Genomic DNA, 13160 nt, shown 5'->3' with positions numbered 1-13160 from the left:
CCCGCGTGCATCAGCAGGCGGCGCTTCACAGAATTCGGTGGTGATGCGCGGGGATTATAAGAGGCATGGCGAGAAAGGCCAGTTCAGCAGGTTCTCGGCCCCGAGATACAACCGGCGGGCGATGCGGTTTGCGCTGATAAGGGAACAGCCCCTAGACTCCGCAGCCTGTTTCCCGGTAACCGAGAGTGTCGCGATGAACGAGCCAATCCGCCTGACCCAGTACAGTCACGGAGCAGGGTGTGGCTGCAAGATTTCCCCCAAGGTGCTGGACGTGATCCTTACTGGCAGCGGCGCTCAGAACCTCGACCCCAAGCTCTGGGTCGGCAATGCCTCGCGTGATGACGCGGCGGTCTATGCACTGGATGACGAACGCGGTGTGGTCTCGACCACTGACTTCTTCATGCCCATCGTCGATGACCCGTTCGACTTCGGCCGTATCGCCGCAACCAATGCCATCAGCGACATCTATGCGATGGGCGGCGACCCGCTGATGGCCATCGCCATTCTCGGCTGGCCGGTCAACGTGCTGCCGCCAGAGGTCGCTCGTGAAGTCATTCGCGGTGGCCGTGCAGTCTGCGACGCTGCCGGTATTCCGCTGGCTGGCGGGCACTCCATCGATGCACCGGAGCCGATCTTCGGTCTGGCTGTAACTGGTGTGGTGCAGAAAAAGCACATGAAACGCAACGACACCGCCCAGGCGGGGTGCACGCTGTACCTGACCAAGCCCTTGGGCATCGGCATCCTCACCACCGCCGAGAAAAAATCCAGGTTGCGCGATGAAGACATCGGTCTGGCGCGCGACTGGATGTGTACCTTGAACAAGCCGGGCAGTCGCTTCGGCAAGCTGGCCGGGGTGCTGGCAATGACCGATGTCACCGGCTTCGGTCTGCTCGGGCATCTGGTTGAAATGGCTGACGGTGCAGGCTTGACCGCTCGTCTGGATTACGCCGCTGTACCACGCCTGCCCGGCGTCGAGCATTACATTGCCGAGGGCTGTGTGCCGGGCGGCACATTGCGCAATTTTGAAAGTTACGGCGACAGGATCGGCGCACTGAGCGATGCCCAGCGCGACCTGCTGTGCGACCCACAGACCAGCGGCGGCTTGCTGGTCGCGGTCAGCCCTGAAGGTGAGGCGGAGTTTCTGACGGTGGCTGCCGAACTGGGCCTGCTGCTCAACCCTATCGGTACCCTGCGTGAGCGACAGACCCACGCCGTCGAGGTGTTCTGATGGCCGGCAACAGCAGCGACTACCGCACACTTTTTCTCAATGACGTGCCGATGATGGACGCTCGCGCTCCGGTCGAGTTTTCCAAGGGCGCGTTTCCGGGCGTGATCAACCTGCCGCTGATGAACGACATCGAGCGGCAGAAGGTCGGCACCTGCTACAAGCAACACGGCCAGGACGCCGCTATCCAGCTCGGACATCAATTGGTCTGCGGTCAGGTCAAGGACGAACGTGTCAGCGCATGGATCGAGTTCGCCAGGGCGAATCCGGAGGGCTATCTGTACTGCTTTCGTGGCGGCCTGCGCTCGCAGACCGTACAGCGTTGGCTGAAGGATGCCGGGGTCGACTACCCGCGCGTTCTTGGCGGCTACAAGGCGATGCGTACGTTCCTGCTGGATACCCTGCACGAGGCGGTGAGCGAATGCGCTATCGTCGTGCTCGGCGGGATGACCGGCACGGGCAAGACCGAAGTATTGACGCAACTGCGCAATAGCGTGGACCTGGAAGGCATCGCCAATCACCGCGGCTCCAGCTTCGGCAAGCGTGCCACCGGGCAGCCGGCGCAGATCGACTTCGAGAACCGCCTGGCCATCGACCTGCTCAAGAAGCGCGCAGCCGGTATCGAGCAATTCGTTGTGGAAGATGAAAGCCGTCTGGTTGGCAGCTGCAACGTGCCGCTGGAACTGCACCAGGCGATGCTGGGCTGCCCGATGGTCTGGCTGGAAGACAGCTTCGAGAACCGCGTCGAGCGCATTCTCGAGGACTACGTGATCAACCTCTGCGCAGAGTTCATCACCGTCAAGGGCGAAGAGCAGGGCTTTGGCCTGTTCGCCGAGCGTTTGTTGCAAAGCCTGAACAATATTCACAAACGTCTGGGCGGCGAGCGTCATCAGCGCCTGTCGGACCTGATGCAGGCGGCGCTGGAAGAACAGCAGCGTAGCGGTGCGGTTGACCTGCACCGCGGCTGGATCGAAGGGCTGCTCGGCGAATATTACGACCCGATGTACGCTTACCAGCGCGAACACAAAGCGGCGCGTATCGAATTCGCAGGTGATCAAGCGCAAGTGCTGGCCTATCTGCGCGAGCGCTCTGAGCAACGTTAAGCCTCGACCTCTATCCATCTGGCAAGGGACGCCATGCACTCGATTCTCGACTTCTATCAAACGCTGGGCTGGGGCCTTTCGGCGCTGGTGATCGGCACCTTTCTGCTGGCCGGAACGGTCAAGGGTGTCATCGGTCTGGGCTTGCCCACGGTGGCAATGGGGTTGCTGGGGCTGGCCATGCTGCCGGCGCAGGCTACGGCGTTGCTGATCATCCCGTCGACATTCACCAACGTCTGGCAACTGGCGACGGGCGGAAACCTGCGACCGCTGCTGAAGCGGCTATGGCTGATGCTGGGCATGATTCTCATCGGTACTCTGGCCGGGGCTTTCTGGCTTGGCATGAGCGGCAGTCATTCGATGACGCGAGCATTGGGCGGTGCGCTGTTTCTTTACGCGTTGAGCGGGCTGTTGCTGCCGACCTTCAAGGTTGCGGCCGCCAAAGAGCGCTGGCTGGGGCCGTTGTGCGGCCTGATTACCGGGGTTATCGCTTCGGCCACCGGTGTGTTCGTGATTCCCGTAGTGCCTTATTTGCAGGCTTTGGGGCTTGAGCGCAATCAACTGGTGCAGGCGCTGGGCTTGTCCTTCACCGTTTCGACGCTGGCGTTGGCCGCGGGCTTGTCGTGGAACGGTGCGCTGGGTGGCGCAGAACTGGGCGCATCCACGTTGGCGCTGATTCCGGCCCTGTTGGGCATGCTGCTGGGGCAATGGCTGCGCCAGCGAATCAGTGCGGTGCTGTTCAAGCGCGTGTTCTTTATCGGCATGGGCCTGTTGGGGCTGCATCTGCTGATAAAGGGTTGAGCCTGATGGGGTAAAGCTGTCTTCATCAGTTCACGCATCTCGCTCAATAGTCTTCACGCCATTCGTGACTGTGAAGCAAGAGTATTTTGCCCTTCGCTGTCTTACTCACAGGCGCGCATCTCTTTACTCTCGGCTCATCCATTAATCACCTCCACCTCAGCCTCAAGACGGCCGGGGTCGGGTAGCGAGAGATCAGCCATGAAAAAAGTATTGTTCCTCAACGGCGGCAAGCAGTTCGCGCACTCCGATGGTCGCTACAACGCGACCCTGCACGAGGCGGGCGTAGCGTTCATGGACCGCGCCGGTTTTGATGTGAAGGAAACCTTCATCGACGGCGGTTACAACGTGGCCGAGGAAGTGCAGAAGTTTCTCTGGGCTGATGTCATCGTCTGGCAAATGCCTGGCTGGTGGATGGGCGCGCCGTGGACAGTGAAGAAATACATCGATGAAGTGTTCACCGAGGGCCACGGCAGCCTGTATGCCAATGACGGCCGTACGCGTTCGGATGCGTCGCAGACATACGGCAGCGGCGGCTTGCTGCAGGGCAAACAGTACATGATCTCGGCAACCTGGAATGCGCCACAGAAAGCCTTCGACGACCCGTCCGACTTCTTCGAAGCCAGAGGTGTCGATGCTGTGTACTTCCCGTTTCACAAGGCCAACGAGTTTCTGGGCATGACCGGGCTGCCGACGTTTCTGGCAGTAGACGTGATGAAAATGCCGCATATCGAGGCGGATGTGCAGCGTTACCAGGCTCATCTGGCCACGGTGTTTGCTGCGCAGTGAGCATAACTTCTGCGCTGAACGGCGCTAATATCCTCTGAGCGTTGAGCAGGGGACAACAGTGAAAGCCAGATCCGATGAGTTACAGGTGTTTGTCTCGGTTATCGAAAGCGGTTCGATCTCCGCCGCAGCCGAGAAAATGGGCCAGACGCCCTCAGGCGTCAGCCGCACCCTGTCGCGTCTGGAAGCCAAGCTGGAAACCACGCTGATCAACCGCACTACGCGGCGCATGGGCCTGACCGAGGAGGGCAAGTTCTTTTTGGAGCGTGCCCGTCACATCCTTGAGCAGATGGAAAGCCTCGAAGAACGGCTCTCCTTCTCCAGGCAGACACCCGCCGGGCGCTTGCGTATCAACGCCGCGTCACCGTTCATGCTGCATTCCGTCGTGCCGCACGTGGCAGAGTTTCGTCAGCGTTATCCGCACATCGAGCTGGAGCTCAACAGCGATGACTGGTTCATCGACCTGCTTGAGCAGAGTACCGATATCGCCATTCGAATCGGTGAGCTGCCTGACTCGACCCTGCATGCCCGCTCGCTGGGCAGTTGCCCGCTGAATATCGTCGCCAGCCCGGCCTACCTGCAACGCCACGGCACCCCGAAAACCGCAGAAGACCTGGCGCAACATGTATTGGTGGGTTTCACACACGTAGAATTTCTTAATCAATGGCCCTTGCGCCACGCTGAAGGCGATCACCTGTCCATCAGGCCTGCCATCTCGGCATCCAGCGGTGACACCTTGCGACATTTGGTGCTGGAGGGCGTGGGCATCGCCTGTCTTTCCGACTTCATGACCCGTGATGACCTGCGCGAGGGACGGCTGGTCTGTCTGTTGAAAGACGCCAACAGTGGCTATCGCCAGCCGATTCATGCCGTGTACTACCGCAATTCGCGACTGGCGTTGAGGATTCAGTGTTTTCTGGATTTCATGCAGGAGAAACTTGCTGACTACACGCACTGAAGGTGCTTGAGCGTGATGGGCGTTATGCGCAGGTAATAAAAAGCCCGTCACGCTGGACGGGCTTTTCATTGCGATGACTGTCAGTGTGTGCGGGCGACCGCAAACTCGCTCAGCTCGACCAGTGCATCCCGGTACTCGCTGGGCGGCAGGGCGTCCAGACAGGCAATCGCGCGGGCGGCATAGTCGCGGGCCAGTTGTGCGGTGTAGTCCAGCGCTCCAGCGCTTTCCACGGCATTGCGAATGCTTTCCAGATCTTCCAGGCCACCTTTCTGGATCGCCTGACGAACCAGCGCGGCCTCCTCCGGGCTGCCTTCACGCATGGTGTAGATCAGTGGCAGGGTCGGTTTGCCTTCGGCAAGGTCGTCGCCGACGTTCTTGCCCAGGGTTTCGGCATCGCCACGGTAGTCCAGCAGGTCATCGACCAGCTGGAAAGCCACGCCCAGGTGGTCGCCGAAGGTGCGCAGCGCTTCGCTCTGTACCTCTGGTGCGTTGCACAGGGCTGCGGCACTGTGAGTCGAGGCTTCGAACAGCATGGCTGTCTTGCCGCGAATCACTTCCATGTAGGTTTCTTCGGTGGTGCTGGCGTCGCGAATCTTCGACAACTGCAGCACTTCACCTTCGGCAATGATACGGGTCGCCTTGGACAGGATTCTCATGACTTCCATCGAGCCCAGTTCGACCATCATTTCGAACGAGCGCGAATACAGGAAGTCACCCACCAGCACGCTGGGCGCATTGCCCCACAGCGCGTTGGCGGTGGATCGACCGCGACGCATGCCGGACATGTCGACGACATCGTCATGCAGCAGGGTTGCGGTGTGGAGGAATTCGATGGTGGCGGCCAGCAGGCGAAGGTCATCGCCTTCGCGGCCCAGCGCCTTGCCACACAGCAGTACCAGCAACGGACGCAGACGCTTGCCGCCTGCCGACGTAATGTAATCACCGATTTTCGAGACCAGCGGTACGCGCGACGTCAGTTGCTTTTTGATGATAAGGTCAACGGCACTAAAGTCGTCCGCCACCGCGCGATAGAAGGCTTGGGGTTGCATCAGCGACACGTGCTCCGGATAGGTTGCGCCGCATGCTAGGTCGCGAGGTAGAGCGTGTCAAGGTATGACGACCCGCCTCTTGCAACACACGAATGCCTTGCGTACAATCGCGCACCCTAACTTTCCTGGGCAGCACCTGCCTTACGCAATGCAAACGGGCCGTTCCAGCCCCATGCAGCCATGCCAGCCGATACTCTTCTTATAAAGAGCTGGGTGAGCAGGATTTTCGGAGAAATACCATGTACGCAGTAATTGTTACCGGTGGCAAGCAGTACAAAGTCGCCCCAGGTGAATACCTGAAAATTGAAAAACTGGAAATCGCTACTGGCGAATCCGTCACTTTCGACCGCGTTCTGCTGGTTGGCAATGGCGACGACGTCAACATCGGTGCTCCAGTTGTTGCTGGCGCTACCGTTGTGGCTGAAGTGGTTTCGCAAGGTCGTCACGATAAGGTTCGTATCATCAAGTTCCGTCGTCGTAAGCACCACATGAAGCGTATGGGCCACCGCCAGTGGTACACCGAGATCAAAATCACAGGTATTCAGGCTTAATTCAGCCTAATCCTCATTTGGAGAATTGACTCATGGCACACAAAAAAGCTGGTGGTAGTACCCGTAACGGGCGCGACTCAGAAGCCAAACGCCTTGGCGTGAAGATGTATGGCGGCCAGGCTATCATTCCTGGCAACATCATCGTGCGTCAGCGCGGTACCCAATTCCACGCTGGCTACGGCGTTGGCATGGGTAAAGATCACACCCTGTTCGCGAAAGTGGAAGGCGTGATCAAGTTTCAGGTCAAGGGCGCCTTCGGTCGCCGCTACGTGAGCATCGTTCCGAAGACTGAAGTCTCCGCAGCGTAATCACGCAGTTGCTTAAAAGCCCTGTCTTGCGACGGGGCTTTTTTGTTTGTAGAGGTAGAGAGGCAGGTGAGTCTCTTGCAAAACTGTTTGTGCGGGCTGTTGTGATGTTGACCCTTGGGGTCGCTGGTTTCTGATCGGTATCGCAACGCTCATTTTTGCAAGAGTCTTATGTAATTTATGTGGTTCTGCTCGTCCCTGTGGCGGGAGGCGTGCGTTATGAAATTTGTAGATGAAGTATCCATTCGAGTAAAAGCCGGTGACGGCGGCAACGGTTGCATGAGCTTCCGTCGCGAAAAATTCATTGAAAACGGTGGTCCGAACGGTGGTGATGGTGGTGATGGTGGCTCGATCTTCATGGTCGCCGACGTCAACCTGAATACGCTGGTCGACTACCGCTATACCCGTCACTTCGACGCCGAGCGCGGCTCCAATGGCGGAAGCGCAGACTGCACGGGTCGCAAGGGTGAAGAGCTGGTGCTGCGTGTGCCGGTCGGGACCACCATCATCGACGCCACTACTCAGGAAATCATTGGTGACCTGACTAAAGACGGTCAGCGTCTGATGGTCGCGCAAGGCGGCTGGCACGGTCTGGGTAACACCCGATTCAAATCCAGTACCAACCGCGCTCCGCGTCAGACCACGCCGGGTAAGCCGGGTGATCAGCGTGATCTCAAGCTTGAGCTGAAAGTGCTGGCTGACGTTGGTTTGCTGGGCTTGCCGAACGCTGGCAAGAGCACCTTCATTCGCTCGGTATCCGCTGCCAAGCCAAAAGTCGCCGACTATCCATTTACCACGCTGGTGCCAAACCTGGGCGTGGTCAGTGTCGATCGCTGGAAGAGCTTTGTGGTGGCCGACATTCCGGGCCTGATCGAGGGTGCATCCGATGGTGCTGGTCTGGGGATTCGCTTCCTCAAGCATCTGGCGCGTACCCGCCTGCTGTTGCACCTCGTCGATATGGCACCGCTGGATGAAAGCAGTGCTCCGGATGCCGCCGAAGTGATCGTCAACGAGCTGGAAAAATTCAGCCCGTCGCTGGCCGAGCGTGATCGCTGGCTGGTGCTGAACAAGTGCGATCAGATTCTTGAAGAAGAACAGGAAGCGCGCAAGCAGGAAATCGTCGATCGTCTGGAGTGGACCGGCCCGGTTTACGTGATCTCTGCCATTGCCAAAGAAGGCACCGAGCAGCTGACCCGTGACATCATGCGTTACCTCGAAGAGCGCAGCCAGCGTATCGCCGAGGAGCCTGGCTACGCTGAAGAGCTGGCCGAGCTGGATCAGCGCATCGAAGACGAGGCCCGTGCTCAGTTGCAGGCGCTGGACGATCAGCGTGCACTGCGTCGCAGTGGCGTGAAGAGCGTGCACGACATCGGTGACGATGATTGGGATGAAGAAGATGTGGATGATGAAGATGGTCCGGAAATCATTTACGTCCGTGACTGATCGCTTGAAGTAAACTTGAACGCCGCTACGATTGTCAGCGGCGTTTTTGTATCCCGAATTTGAAAATCTCTGGCTAAGGTTGGAAGAAGATGCGCAGCAAAGTGACGGGCGCCCAGCGCTGGGTTGTGAAGATTGGCAGTGCCTTGCTGACCGCGGATGGCAAGGGCCTGGATCGCAACGCCATGGGTGTTTGGGTGGAGCAGATGGTGGCGCTGCATGAGGCGGGTGTCGAGCTGGTGCTGGTGTCTTCCGGGGCGGTGGCTGCCGGTATGAGCCGTCTTGGCTGGACGGCCCGACCCAGTGCCATGCATGAGCTTCAGGCTGCTGCGGCCATCGGTCAGATGGGCTTGGTGCAAGCGTGGGAATCGAGTTTTGCCGAGCATGGCCGGCATACCGCGCAAATTCTGCTGACCCACGACGACCTGTCAGACCGCAAGCGCTACCTCAATGCCCGCAGCACCCTGCGCACGCTGGTCGAGCTTGGGGTTGTGCCGGTCATCAACGAAAACGACACAGTGGTCACCGACGAAATCCGTTTCGGCGACAACGATACGCTGGCGGCGCTGGTTGCCAATCTGGTCGAAGCCGATCTGCTGGTCATCCTGACTGATCGCGACGGCATGTTCGACGCTGATCCGCGCAACAACCCCGATGCGCAGCTCATTTACGAAGCGCGCGCCGATGACCCCGCGCTGGATGCTGTGGCTGGTGGTACAGGCGGCGCGCTGGGACGCGGCGGTATGCAGACCAAGTTACGCGCTGCGCGTCTGGCGGCGCGTTCCGGTGCGCATACCGTCATTGTCGGTGGGCGTATCGAGCGTGTGCTGGCGCGGCTCAAGGGTGGCGAGCGTTTGGGGACATTGCTGTCTCCCGAGCGCGGCATGCTCGCCGCGCGCAAGCAGTGGCTGGCAGGGCACCTGCAAACTCGCGGCACGCTAGTGCTGGATGATGGTGCTGTTGCGGCGCTGGCAAAGGATCAGAAAAGCCTGCTGCCGGTGGGTGTCAAGCTGGTCCAGGGCAGCTTTCGGCGTGGCGAGATGGTGGTATGCGTCGCCCCGGACGGTCGCGAGATCGCTCGCGGGCTGAGCAACTACAGTGCCATCGAAGCCCAGAAAATCATTGGTCACTCTTCCGAATCCATCGTACGCGAGCTGGGCTATATGGCCGAGCCTGAGCTGATTCATCGGGACAACCTGATCCTCGTCTGACTCGAGGCTGCAAAAAAGGACTATTTGATGCGCTTCATGAAAGGTTTATTGGCGGCCGCGTTGTTGATGCCGGCGTTGGTCTCGGCTGAAGAGATCGGTCAGGTGTCGACGGTGTTCAAGATGGTCGGGCCAAACGACCGCATTGTGGTCGAGGCGTTTGACGATCCCAAGGTCGACGGCGTGACGTGCTACCTGTCGCGCGCCAAGACCGGTGGCGTGAGGGGTGGTCTGGGATTGGCCGAGGACCGTGCCGAGGCGTCCATCGCCTGTCGTCAGGTCGGGCCTATCCGCTTCAAGGAAGCCCTCAAGGATGGCGATGAGGTGTTCAAGGAGCGTACGTCGCTGGTCTTCAAGACCATGCAGGTGGTGCGTTTCTTCGACAAGAAGCGCAACGCGCTGGTGTACCTGGTCTACAGCGACCGGGTCATCGAAGGCAGCCCGCAGAATGCCGTGACCGCAATCCCTATTCTGCCCTGGTCGACCGCTCCAGCGCCTTGATGCGTCACAGATCTGCGCCGCGTCGCGCATTCATGTTTCCCGCTACTTTCCTGCAGGCAATAAAAAACCGACCCTGAGGTCGGTTTTTTAACAAACGGGTCGCTTAGGCTGCAGCAGCAAGGCTCAGAGCCTTGATGTGGCCGTTCAGACGACCTTTATGGCGAGCAGCCTTGTTCTTGTGGATGATGCCTTTATCGGCCATACGGTCGATAACAGGAACAGCCAGAACATAAGCGGCTTGCGCTTTTTCTGCGTCTTTTGCGTCGATGGCTTTAACTACATTCTTGATGTAGGTACGAACCATGGAACGCAGGCTGGCGTTGTGGCTGCGACGCTTCTCAGCCTGTTTTGCACGTTTTTTGGCGGAAGGTGTGTTGGCCACCGTCGAGCTCCTCGAAAGACTTTGTGAAATAGCAAACAAAATAGGCCGCGAATCATGCCGATGAGTTGAAGTCTTGTCAAGGGCAGTTAATGTGTTCCGCTGAGTGGTTGCTACATTTGACCGGAGGATTTATTTCCGGCCTGTGACCTGTAAACTCGCGGCCTTTGCTTCGGGCGTTTTTGCGGCGCGAAGTATCGCATAAATGGCGGGCTTAATCGCCCATCCTTTGCCAAGGCGCACAACTCTTTCAATGAATCTACTCAAGTCACTCGCCGCCGTAAGCTCTATCACCATGGTTTCCCGGGTTCTGGGCTTTGTTCGCGACACTATCATCGCGCGCACTTTCGGAGCCGGAATGGCCACGGATGCGTTCTTTATTGCCTTCAAACTGCCCAATCTGCTGCGCCGGATTTTCGCAGAGGGCGCTTTTTCCCAGGCGTTCGTGCCTATTCTGGCTGAATACAAGAGCCAGCAAGGGGAGGAGGCGACTCGCACCTTTGTTGCCTACGTCACCGGGTTGCTGACCCTGGCGCTGGCGCTGGTGACGCTGCTCGGGGTGATCTTTGCGCCCTGGGTGATCTGGGCCACTGCCCCCGGCTTTGTCGACACCCCGGAGAAGTTTGCGCTGACCTCGGACCTGCTGCGGGTGACCTTTCCTTATATATTGCTGATCTCTCTGTCATCGATGGCCGGGGCGATCCTCAACACCTGGAACCGTTTCTCGGTGCCTGCGTTCGTACCAACGCTGCTCAATGTCAGCATGATTTTCTTCGCGCTGTTCCTGACCCCGTACTTCGATCCTCCGGTCATGGCGCTGGGCTGGGCGGTGCTGGTCGGCGGCCTGTTGCAGCTGCTCTACCAGCTGCCACACCTGAAAAAGATCGGCATGCTGGTGCTGCCGCGCCTGAATCTGCGTGATACCGGCGTCTGGCGCGTAATGAAACAGATGCTGCCCGCCATCCTTGGCGTTTCTGTCAGTCAGATTTCTCTGATCATCAATACGATATTTGCCTCGTTCCTTGTCGCCGGTTCGGTGTCATGGATGTACTACGCCGACCGTCTGATGGAATTACCCTCCGGCGTGCTGGGTGTTGCGCTGGGTACAATCCTGCTACCGATCCTGTCGAAAACCTACGCGCAGCGCGATCGTCAGGAATATTCGCGGATTCTCGACTGGGGGCTGCGGTTGTGTTTCGTGCTGGTCCTGCCTTGCACACTGGCGCTGGGGTTGCTCGCCGAGCCGTTGACCGTTTCGTTGTTCCAGTATGGTAGATTCGATGCGCTTGATTCGGCCATGACCCAGCGTGCTCTGGTTGCCTATTCGGTCGGCTTGCTGGGGATCATCCTGATCAAGGTGCTGGCCCCCGGCTTTTATGCCCAACAAAATATCCGCACCCCGGTGAAAATCGCGATCTTCACCCTCATAGTGACTCAGTTGCTCAACCTGGCCTTTATCGTGCCCTTGCAGCATGCCGGTCTGGCGCTGGCCATCAGTGTGGGGGCGTGTATCAACGCCGGGTTGCTGTTCTGGCAGTTGCGCAAACAGGATCTGTTTAAGCCGCAACCTGGCTGGACGGTATTTTTGTTGAAGCTGGTGGTCGCTGTTGCGGTGATGTCGGCTGTGCTGCTCGGGCTCATGCACGTCATGCCAGCGTGGGACGAAGGTCACATGCTGGAGCGTTTTCTGCGTCTGGGTGCGCTGGTTGCGGCGGGTGTCGTGACTTACTTCGCCATGCTTCTGTTGCTGGGTTTTCGCCTGAGGGATTTCGCCCGCAAGGCCATTATGTAGGCCCGGTTTGATCGTTGTTTTCCGGGGGCACGCCAAGAACCTTCATCCGGTCTTGGTGTGTTGCCTGTCGTCCACGGCCGTGTGTGGTTATAATCGGCCACTTTATGAGCAAGAAGTGCGTTATGCAGCTGGTTAGAGGCCTTCACAACCTGCGCCCCGAACATCGGGGCTGCGTCGCCACGATTGGCAATTTCGACGGCGTTCACCGCGGCCACCAGGCTATCCTGGCGCGTCTGCGCGAGCGTGCCGTTGAATTGGGTGTGCCCAGCTGTGTGGTGATTTTCGAGCCGCAGCCGCGTGAGTTCTTTGCTCCCGAGACCGCTCCGGCACGTCTGGCCCGCCTGCGTGACAAGCTCGAGCTGCTGAGTGCCGAAGGCGTTGACCGGGTACTTTGCCTGTCCTTCAATCAGCGGCTGTGCAAGCTCAGTGCGGCGAGTTTCGTCGAAACCGTGCTGATCGACGGCCTCGGCGTCCAACACCTCGAAGTGGGCGACGATTTTCGCTTCGGTTTTGACCGGGTCGGCGATTTTGACTTCCTGCAACAGGCCGGCACGACGTATGGATTTACTGTAGAAGCGGCGCAGACCGTTGAAATAGATGGCATCCGGGTCAGCAGTACCAAGGTACGCAAGGCCTTGGCTGCGTCGGATTTTGCCCTGGCCGAACGCATGCTTGGTCGTCCGTTCCAGATCACTGGACGGGTATTGCATGGTCAGAAGCTGGCGCGTCAATTGGGTACGCCCACCGCCAATGTGCAACTCAAGCGTCGTCGTGTGCCGTTGAGCGGGGTTTACCTGGTCAGCACGGAAATCGATGGCAAAACCTGGCCGGGGGTCGCCAACATCGGTGTGCGCCCGACGGTAGCGGGTGATGGCAGTGCCCACCTTGAGGTGCACCTTCTGGATTTTGCCGGCGACCTTTACGACCGGCGTTTGACGGTGGCTTTCCACCACAAGCTGCGTGATGAGCAGCGTTTCGCCTCACTGGAGGCGCTCAAGACGGCGATCAATGCGGACGTCGCCGCCGCCCGTGCCCATTGGCATGGCTAACCGCTAAACAAGAGCCTGA

Annotated in this window: 14 protein-coding genes; 12 read left to right on the top strand and 2 right to left on the bottom strand. The window is 59.0% G+C overall.

The features are described from left to right. Nucleotides 1-193 precede the first annotated feature (193 nt). The 5 genes from selD to RGM3321_RS08320 all read left to right on the top strand — a co-directional run bounded on the left by selD (nt 194) and on the right by RGM3321_RS08320 (nt 4867). Entirely contained in the window at nt 194-1228 is a 1035-nt protein-coding gene (gene selD, locus RGM3321_RS08340) for a selenide, water dikinase SelD (protein ID WP_244392533.1), read from the top strand. Continuing rightward, nucleotides 1228-2328: a tRNA 2-selenouridine(34) synthase MnmH gene (gene mnmH, locus RGM3321_RS08335; protein ID WP_244392531.1), complete on the top strand. Its 1101-nt coding sequence runs from the start codon at nt 1228-1230 to the stop codon at nt 2326-2328. The genes selD and mnmH overlap by 1 nt, the downstream gene beginning before the upstream one ends. Nucleotides 2329-2361: 33 nt before the next feature. Beyond that, nucleotides 2362-3126 (top strand): sulfite exporter TauE/SafE family protein, encoded by a 765-nt coding sequence (locus RGM3321_RS08330; RefSeq protein ID WP_244392529.1) that lies wholly within the window; start codon nt 2362-2364, stop codon nt 3124-3126. Between the two features lie 198 nt (nt 3127-3324). Next, a complete protein-coding gene (locus RGM3321_RS08325; RefSeq protein WP_244392527.1) occupies nt 3325-3912 on the top strand; it encodes an NAD(P)H-dependent oxidoreductase in 588 nt (195 codons plus the stop codon). A 58-nt stretch (nt 3913-3970) separates the two neighbouring features. Next, complete coding sequence (locus tag RGM3321_RS08320) at nt 3971-4867, top strand: LysR family transcriptional regulator (protein WP_244392525.1); 897 nt, start codon at nt 3971-3973, stop codon at nt 4865-4867. Nucleotides 4868-4947: 80 nt separating this feature from the next. Here the strand turns inward: RGM3321_RS08320 and RGM3321_RS08315 are convergent, their stop codons facing one another. Further along, entirely contained in the window at nt 4948-5916 is a 969-nt protein-coding gene (locus tag RGM3321_RS08315) for a polyprenyl synthetase family protein (protein ID WP_244392523.1), read from the bottom strand. Nucleotides 5917-6155: 239 nt separating this feature from the next. Here RGM3321_RS08315 and rplU point away from each other — a divergent pair, with 239 nt between their 5' ends. The 5 genes from rplU (at nt 6156) to RGM3321_RS08290 (ending at nt 9921) form a co-directional block, all read left to right on the top strand. Further along, complete coding sequence (gene rplU / locus RGM3321_RS08310; protein ID WP_002551971.1) at nt 6156-6467, top strand: 50S ribosomal protein L21; 312 nt, start codon at nt 6156-6158, stop codon at nt 6465-6467. Nucleotides 6468-6499: 32 nt separating this feature from the next. Then, nucleotides 6500-6775, top strand: a complete 276-nt coding sequence (gene rpmA, locus RGM3321_RS08305; RefSeq protein ID WP_002551972.1) for a 50S ribosomal protein L27 — start codon at nt 6500-6502, stop codon at nt 6773-6775. A gap of 216 nt (nt 6776-6991) precedes the next feature. Then, nucleotides 6992-8215 (top strand): Obg family GTPase CgtA, encoded by a 1224-nt coding sequence (cgtA, locus tag RGM3321_RS08300; RefSeq protein ID WP_002551973.1) that lies wholly within the window; start codon nt 6992-6994, stop codon nt 8213-8215. An 89-nt stretch (nt 8216-8304) separates the two neighbouring features. Then, nucleotides 8305-9423 carry a glutamate 5-kinase gene (proB, locus tag RGM3321_RS08295; RefSeq protein ID WP_005746379.1) on the top strand — a complete coding sequence of 373 codons (1119 nt, stop codon included), beginning with the start codon at nt 8305-8307 and terminating at the stop codon, nt 9421-9423. Between the two features lie 27 nt (nt 9424-9450). Further along, a complete protein-coding gene (locus RGM3321_RS08290) occupies nt 9451-9921 on the top strand; it encodes a CreA family protein (RefSeq protein ID WP_244392522.1) in 471 nt (156 codons plus the stop codon). Between the two features lie 103 nt (nt 9922-10024). On the opposite strand, the gene rpsT is transcribed toward RGM3321_RS08290, so the two are convergent. Beyond that, on the bottom strand, nt 10025-10303 hold the full coding sequence (gene rpsT, locus RGM3321_RS08285) for a 30S ribosomal protein S20 (RefSeq protein ID WP_003344603.1): 279 nt from the start codon (nt 10301-10303) through the stop codon (nt 10025-10027). A 250-nt stretch (nt 10304-10553) separates the two neighbouring features. Here rpsT and murJ point away from each other — a divergent pair, with 250 nt between their 5' ends. Both murJ and ribF read left to right on the top strand, forming a co-directional pair. Next, nucleotides 10554-12092: a murein biosynthesis integral membrane protein MurJ gene (gene murJ / locus RGM3321_RS08280; protein WP_244392520.1), complete on the top strand. Its 1539-nt coding sequence runs from the start codon at nt 10554-10556 to the stop codon at nt 12090-12092. A 122-nt stretch (nt 12093-12214) separates the two neighbouring features. Further along, entirely contained in the window at nt 12215-13141 is a 927-nt protein-coding gene (ribF, locus tag RGM3321_RS08275) for a bifunctional riboflavin kinase/FAD synthetase (protein WP_004659638.1), read from the top strand. Nucleotides 13142-13160 lie beyond the last annotated feature (19 nt).

Source organism: Pseudomonas sp. RGM 3321, from assembly GCF_022836805.1.
In the GTDB taxonomy this organism is placed as follows: Bacteria; Pseudomonadota; Gammaproteobacteria; order Pseudomonadales; family Pseudomonadaceae; genus Aquipseudomonas.
This window is presented reverse-complemented; position numbering and strand designations above follow the sequence as displayed.

Bases quoted from the DNA above. Each gene is read 5' to 3' on its own strand.
- selD (WP_244392533.1), top strand. From the start codon at position 194: ATGAACGAGCCAATCCGCCTGACCCAGTACAGTCACGGAGCAGGGTGT.
- mnmH (WP_244392531.1), top strand. From the start codon at position 1,228: ATGGCCGGCAACAGCAGCGACTACCGCACACTTTTTCTCAATGACGTG.
- RGM3321_RS08330 (WP_244392529.1), top strand. From the start codon at position 2,362: ATGCACTCGATTCTCGACTTCTATCAAACGCTGGGCTGGGGCCTTTCG.
- RGM3321_RS08325 (WP_244392527.1), top strand. From the start codon at position 3,325: ATGAAAAAAGTATTGTTCCTCAACGGCGGCAAGCAGTTCGCGCACTCC.
- RGM3321_RS08315 (WP_244392523.1), bottom strand. From the start codon at position 5,916: ATGCAACCCCAAGCCTTCTATCGCGCGGTGGCGGACGACTTTAGTGCC.
- rplU (WP_002551971.1), top strand. From the start codon at position 6,156: ATGTACGCAGTAATTGTTACCGGTGGCAAGCAGTACAAAGTCGCCCCA.
- rpmA (WP_002551972.1), top strand. From the start codon at position 6,500: ATGGCACACAAAAAAGCTGGTGGTAGTACCCGTAACGGGCGCGACTCA.
- cgtA (WP_002551973.1), top strand. From the start codon at position 6,992: ATGAAATTTGTAGATGAAGTATCCATTCGAGTAAAAGCCGGTGACGGC.
- proB (WP_005746379.1), top strand. From the start codon at position 8,305: ATGCGCAGCAAAGTGACGGGCGCCCAGCGCTGGGTTGTGAAGATTGGC.
- RGM3321_RS08290 (WP_244392522.1), top strand. From the start codon at position 9,451: ATGCGCTTCATGAAAGGTTTATTGGCGGCCGCGTTGTTGATGCCGGCG.
- murJ (WP_244392520.1), top strand. From the start codon at position 10,554: ATGAATCTACTCAAGTCACTCGCCGCCGTAAGCTCTATCACCATGGTT.
- ribF (WP_004659638.1), top strand. From the start codon at position 12,215: ATGCAGCTGGTTAGAGGCCTTCACAACCTGCGCCCCGAACATCGGGGC.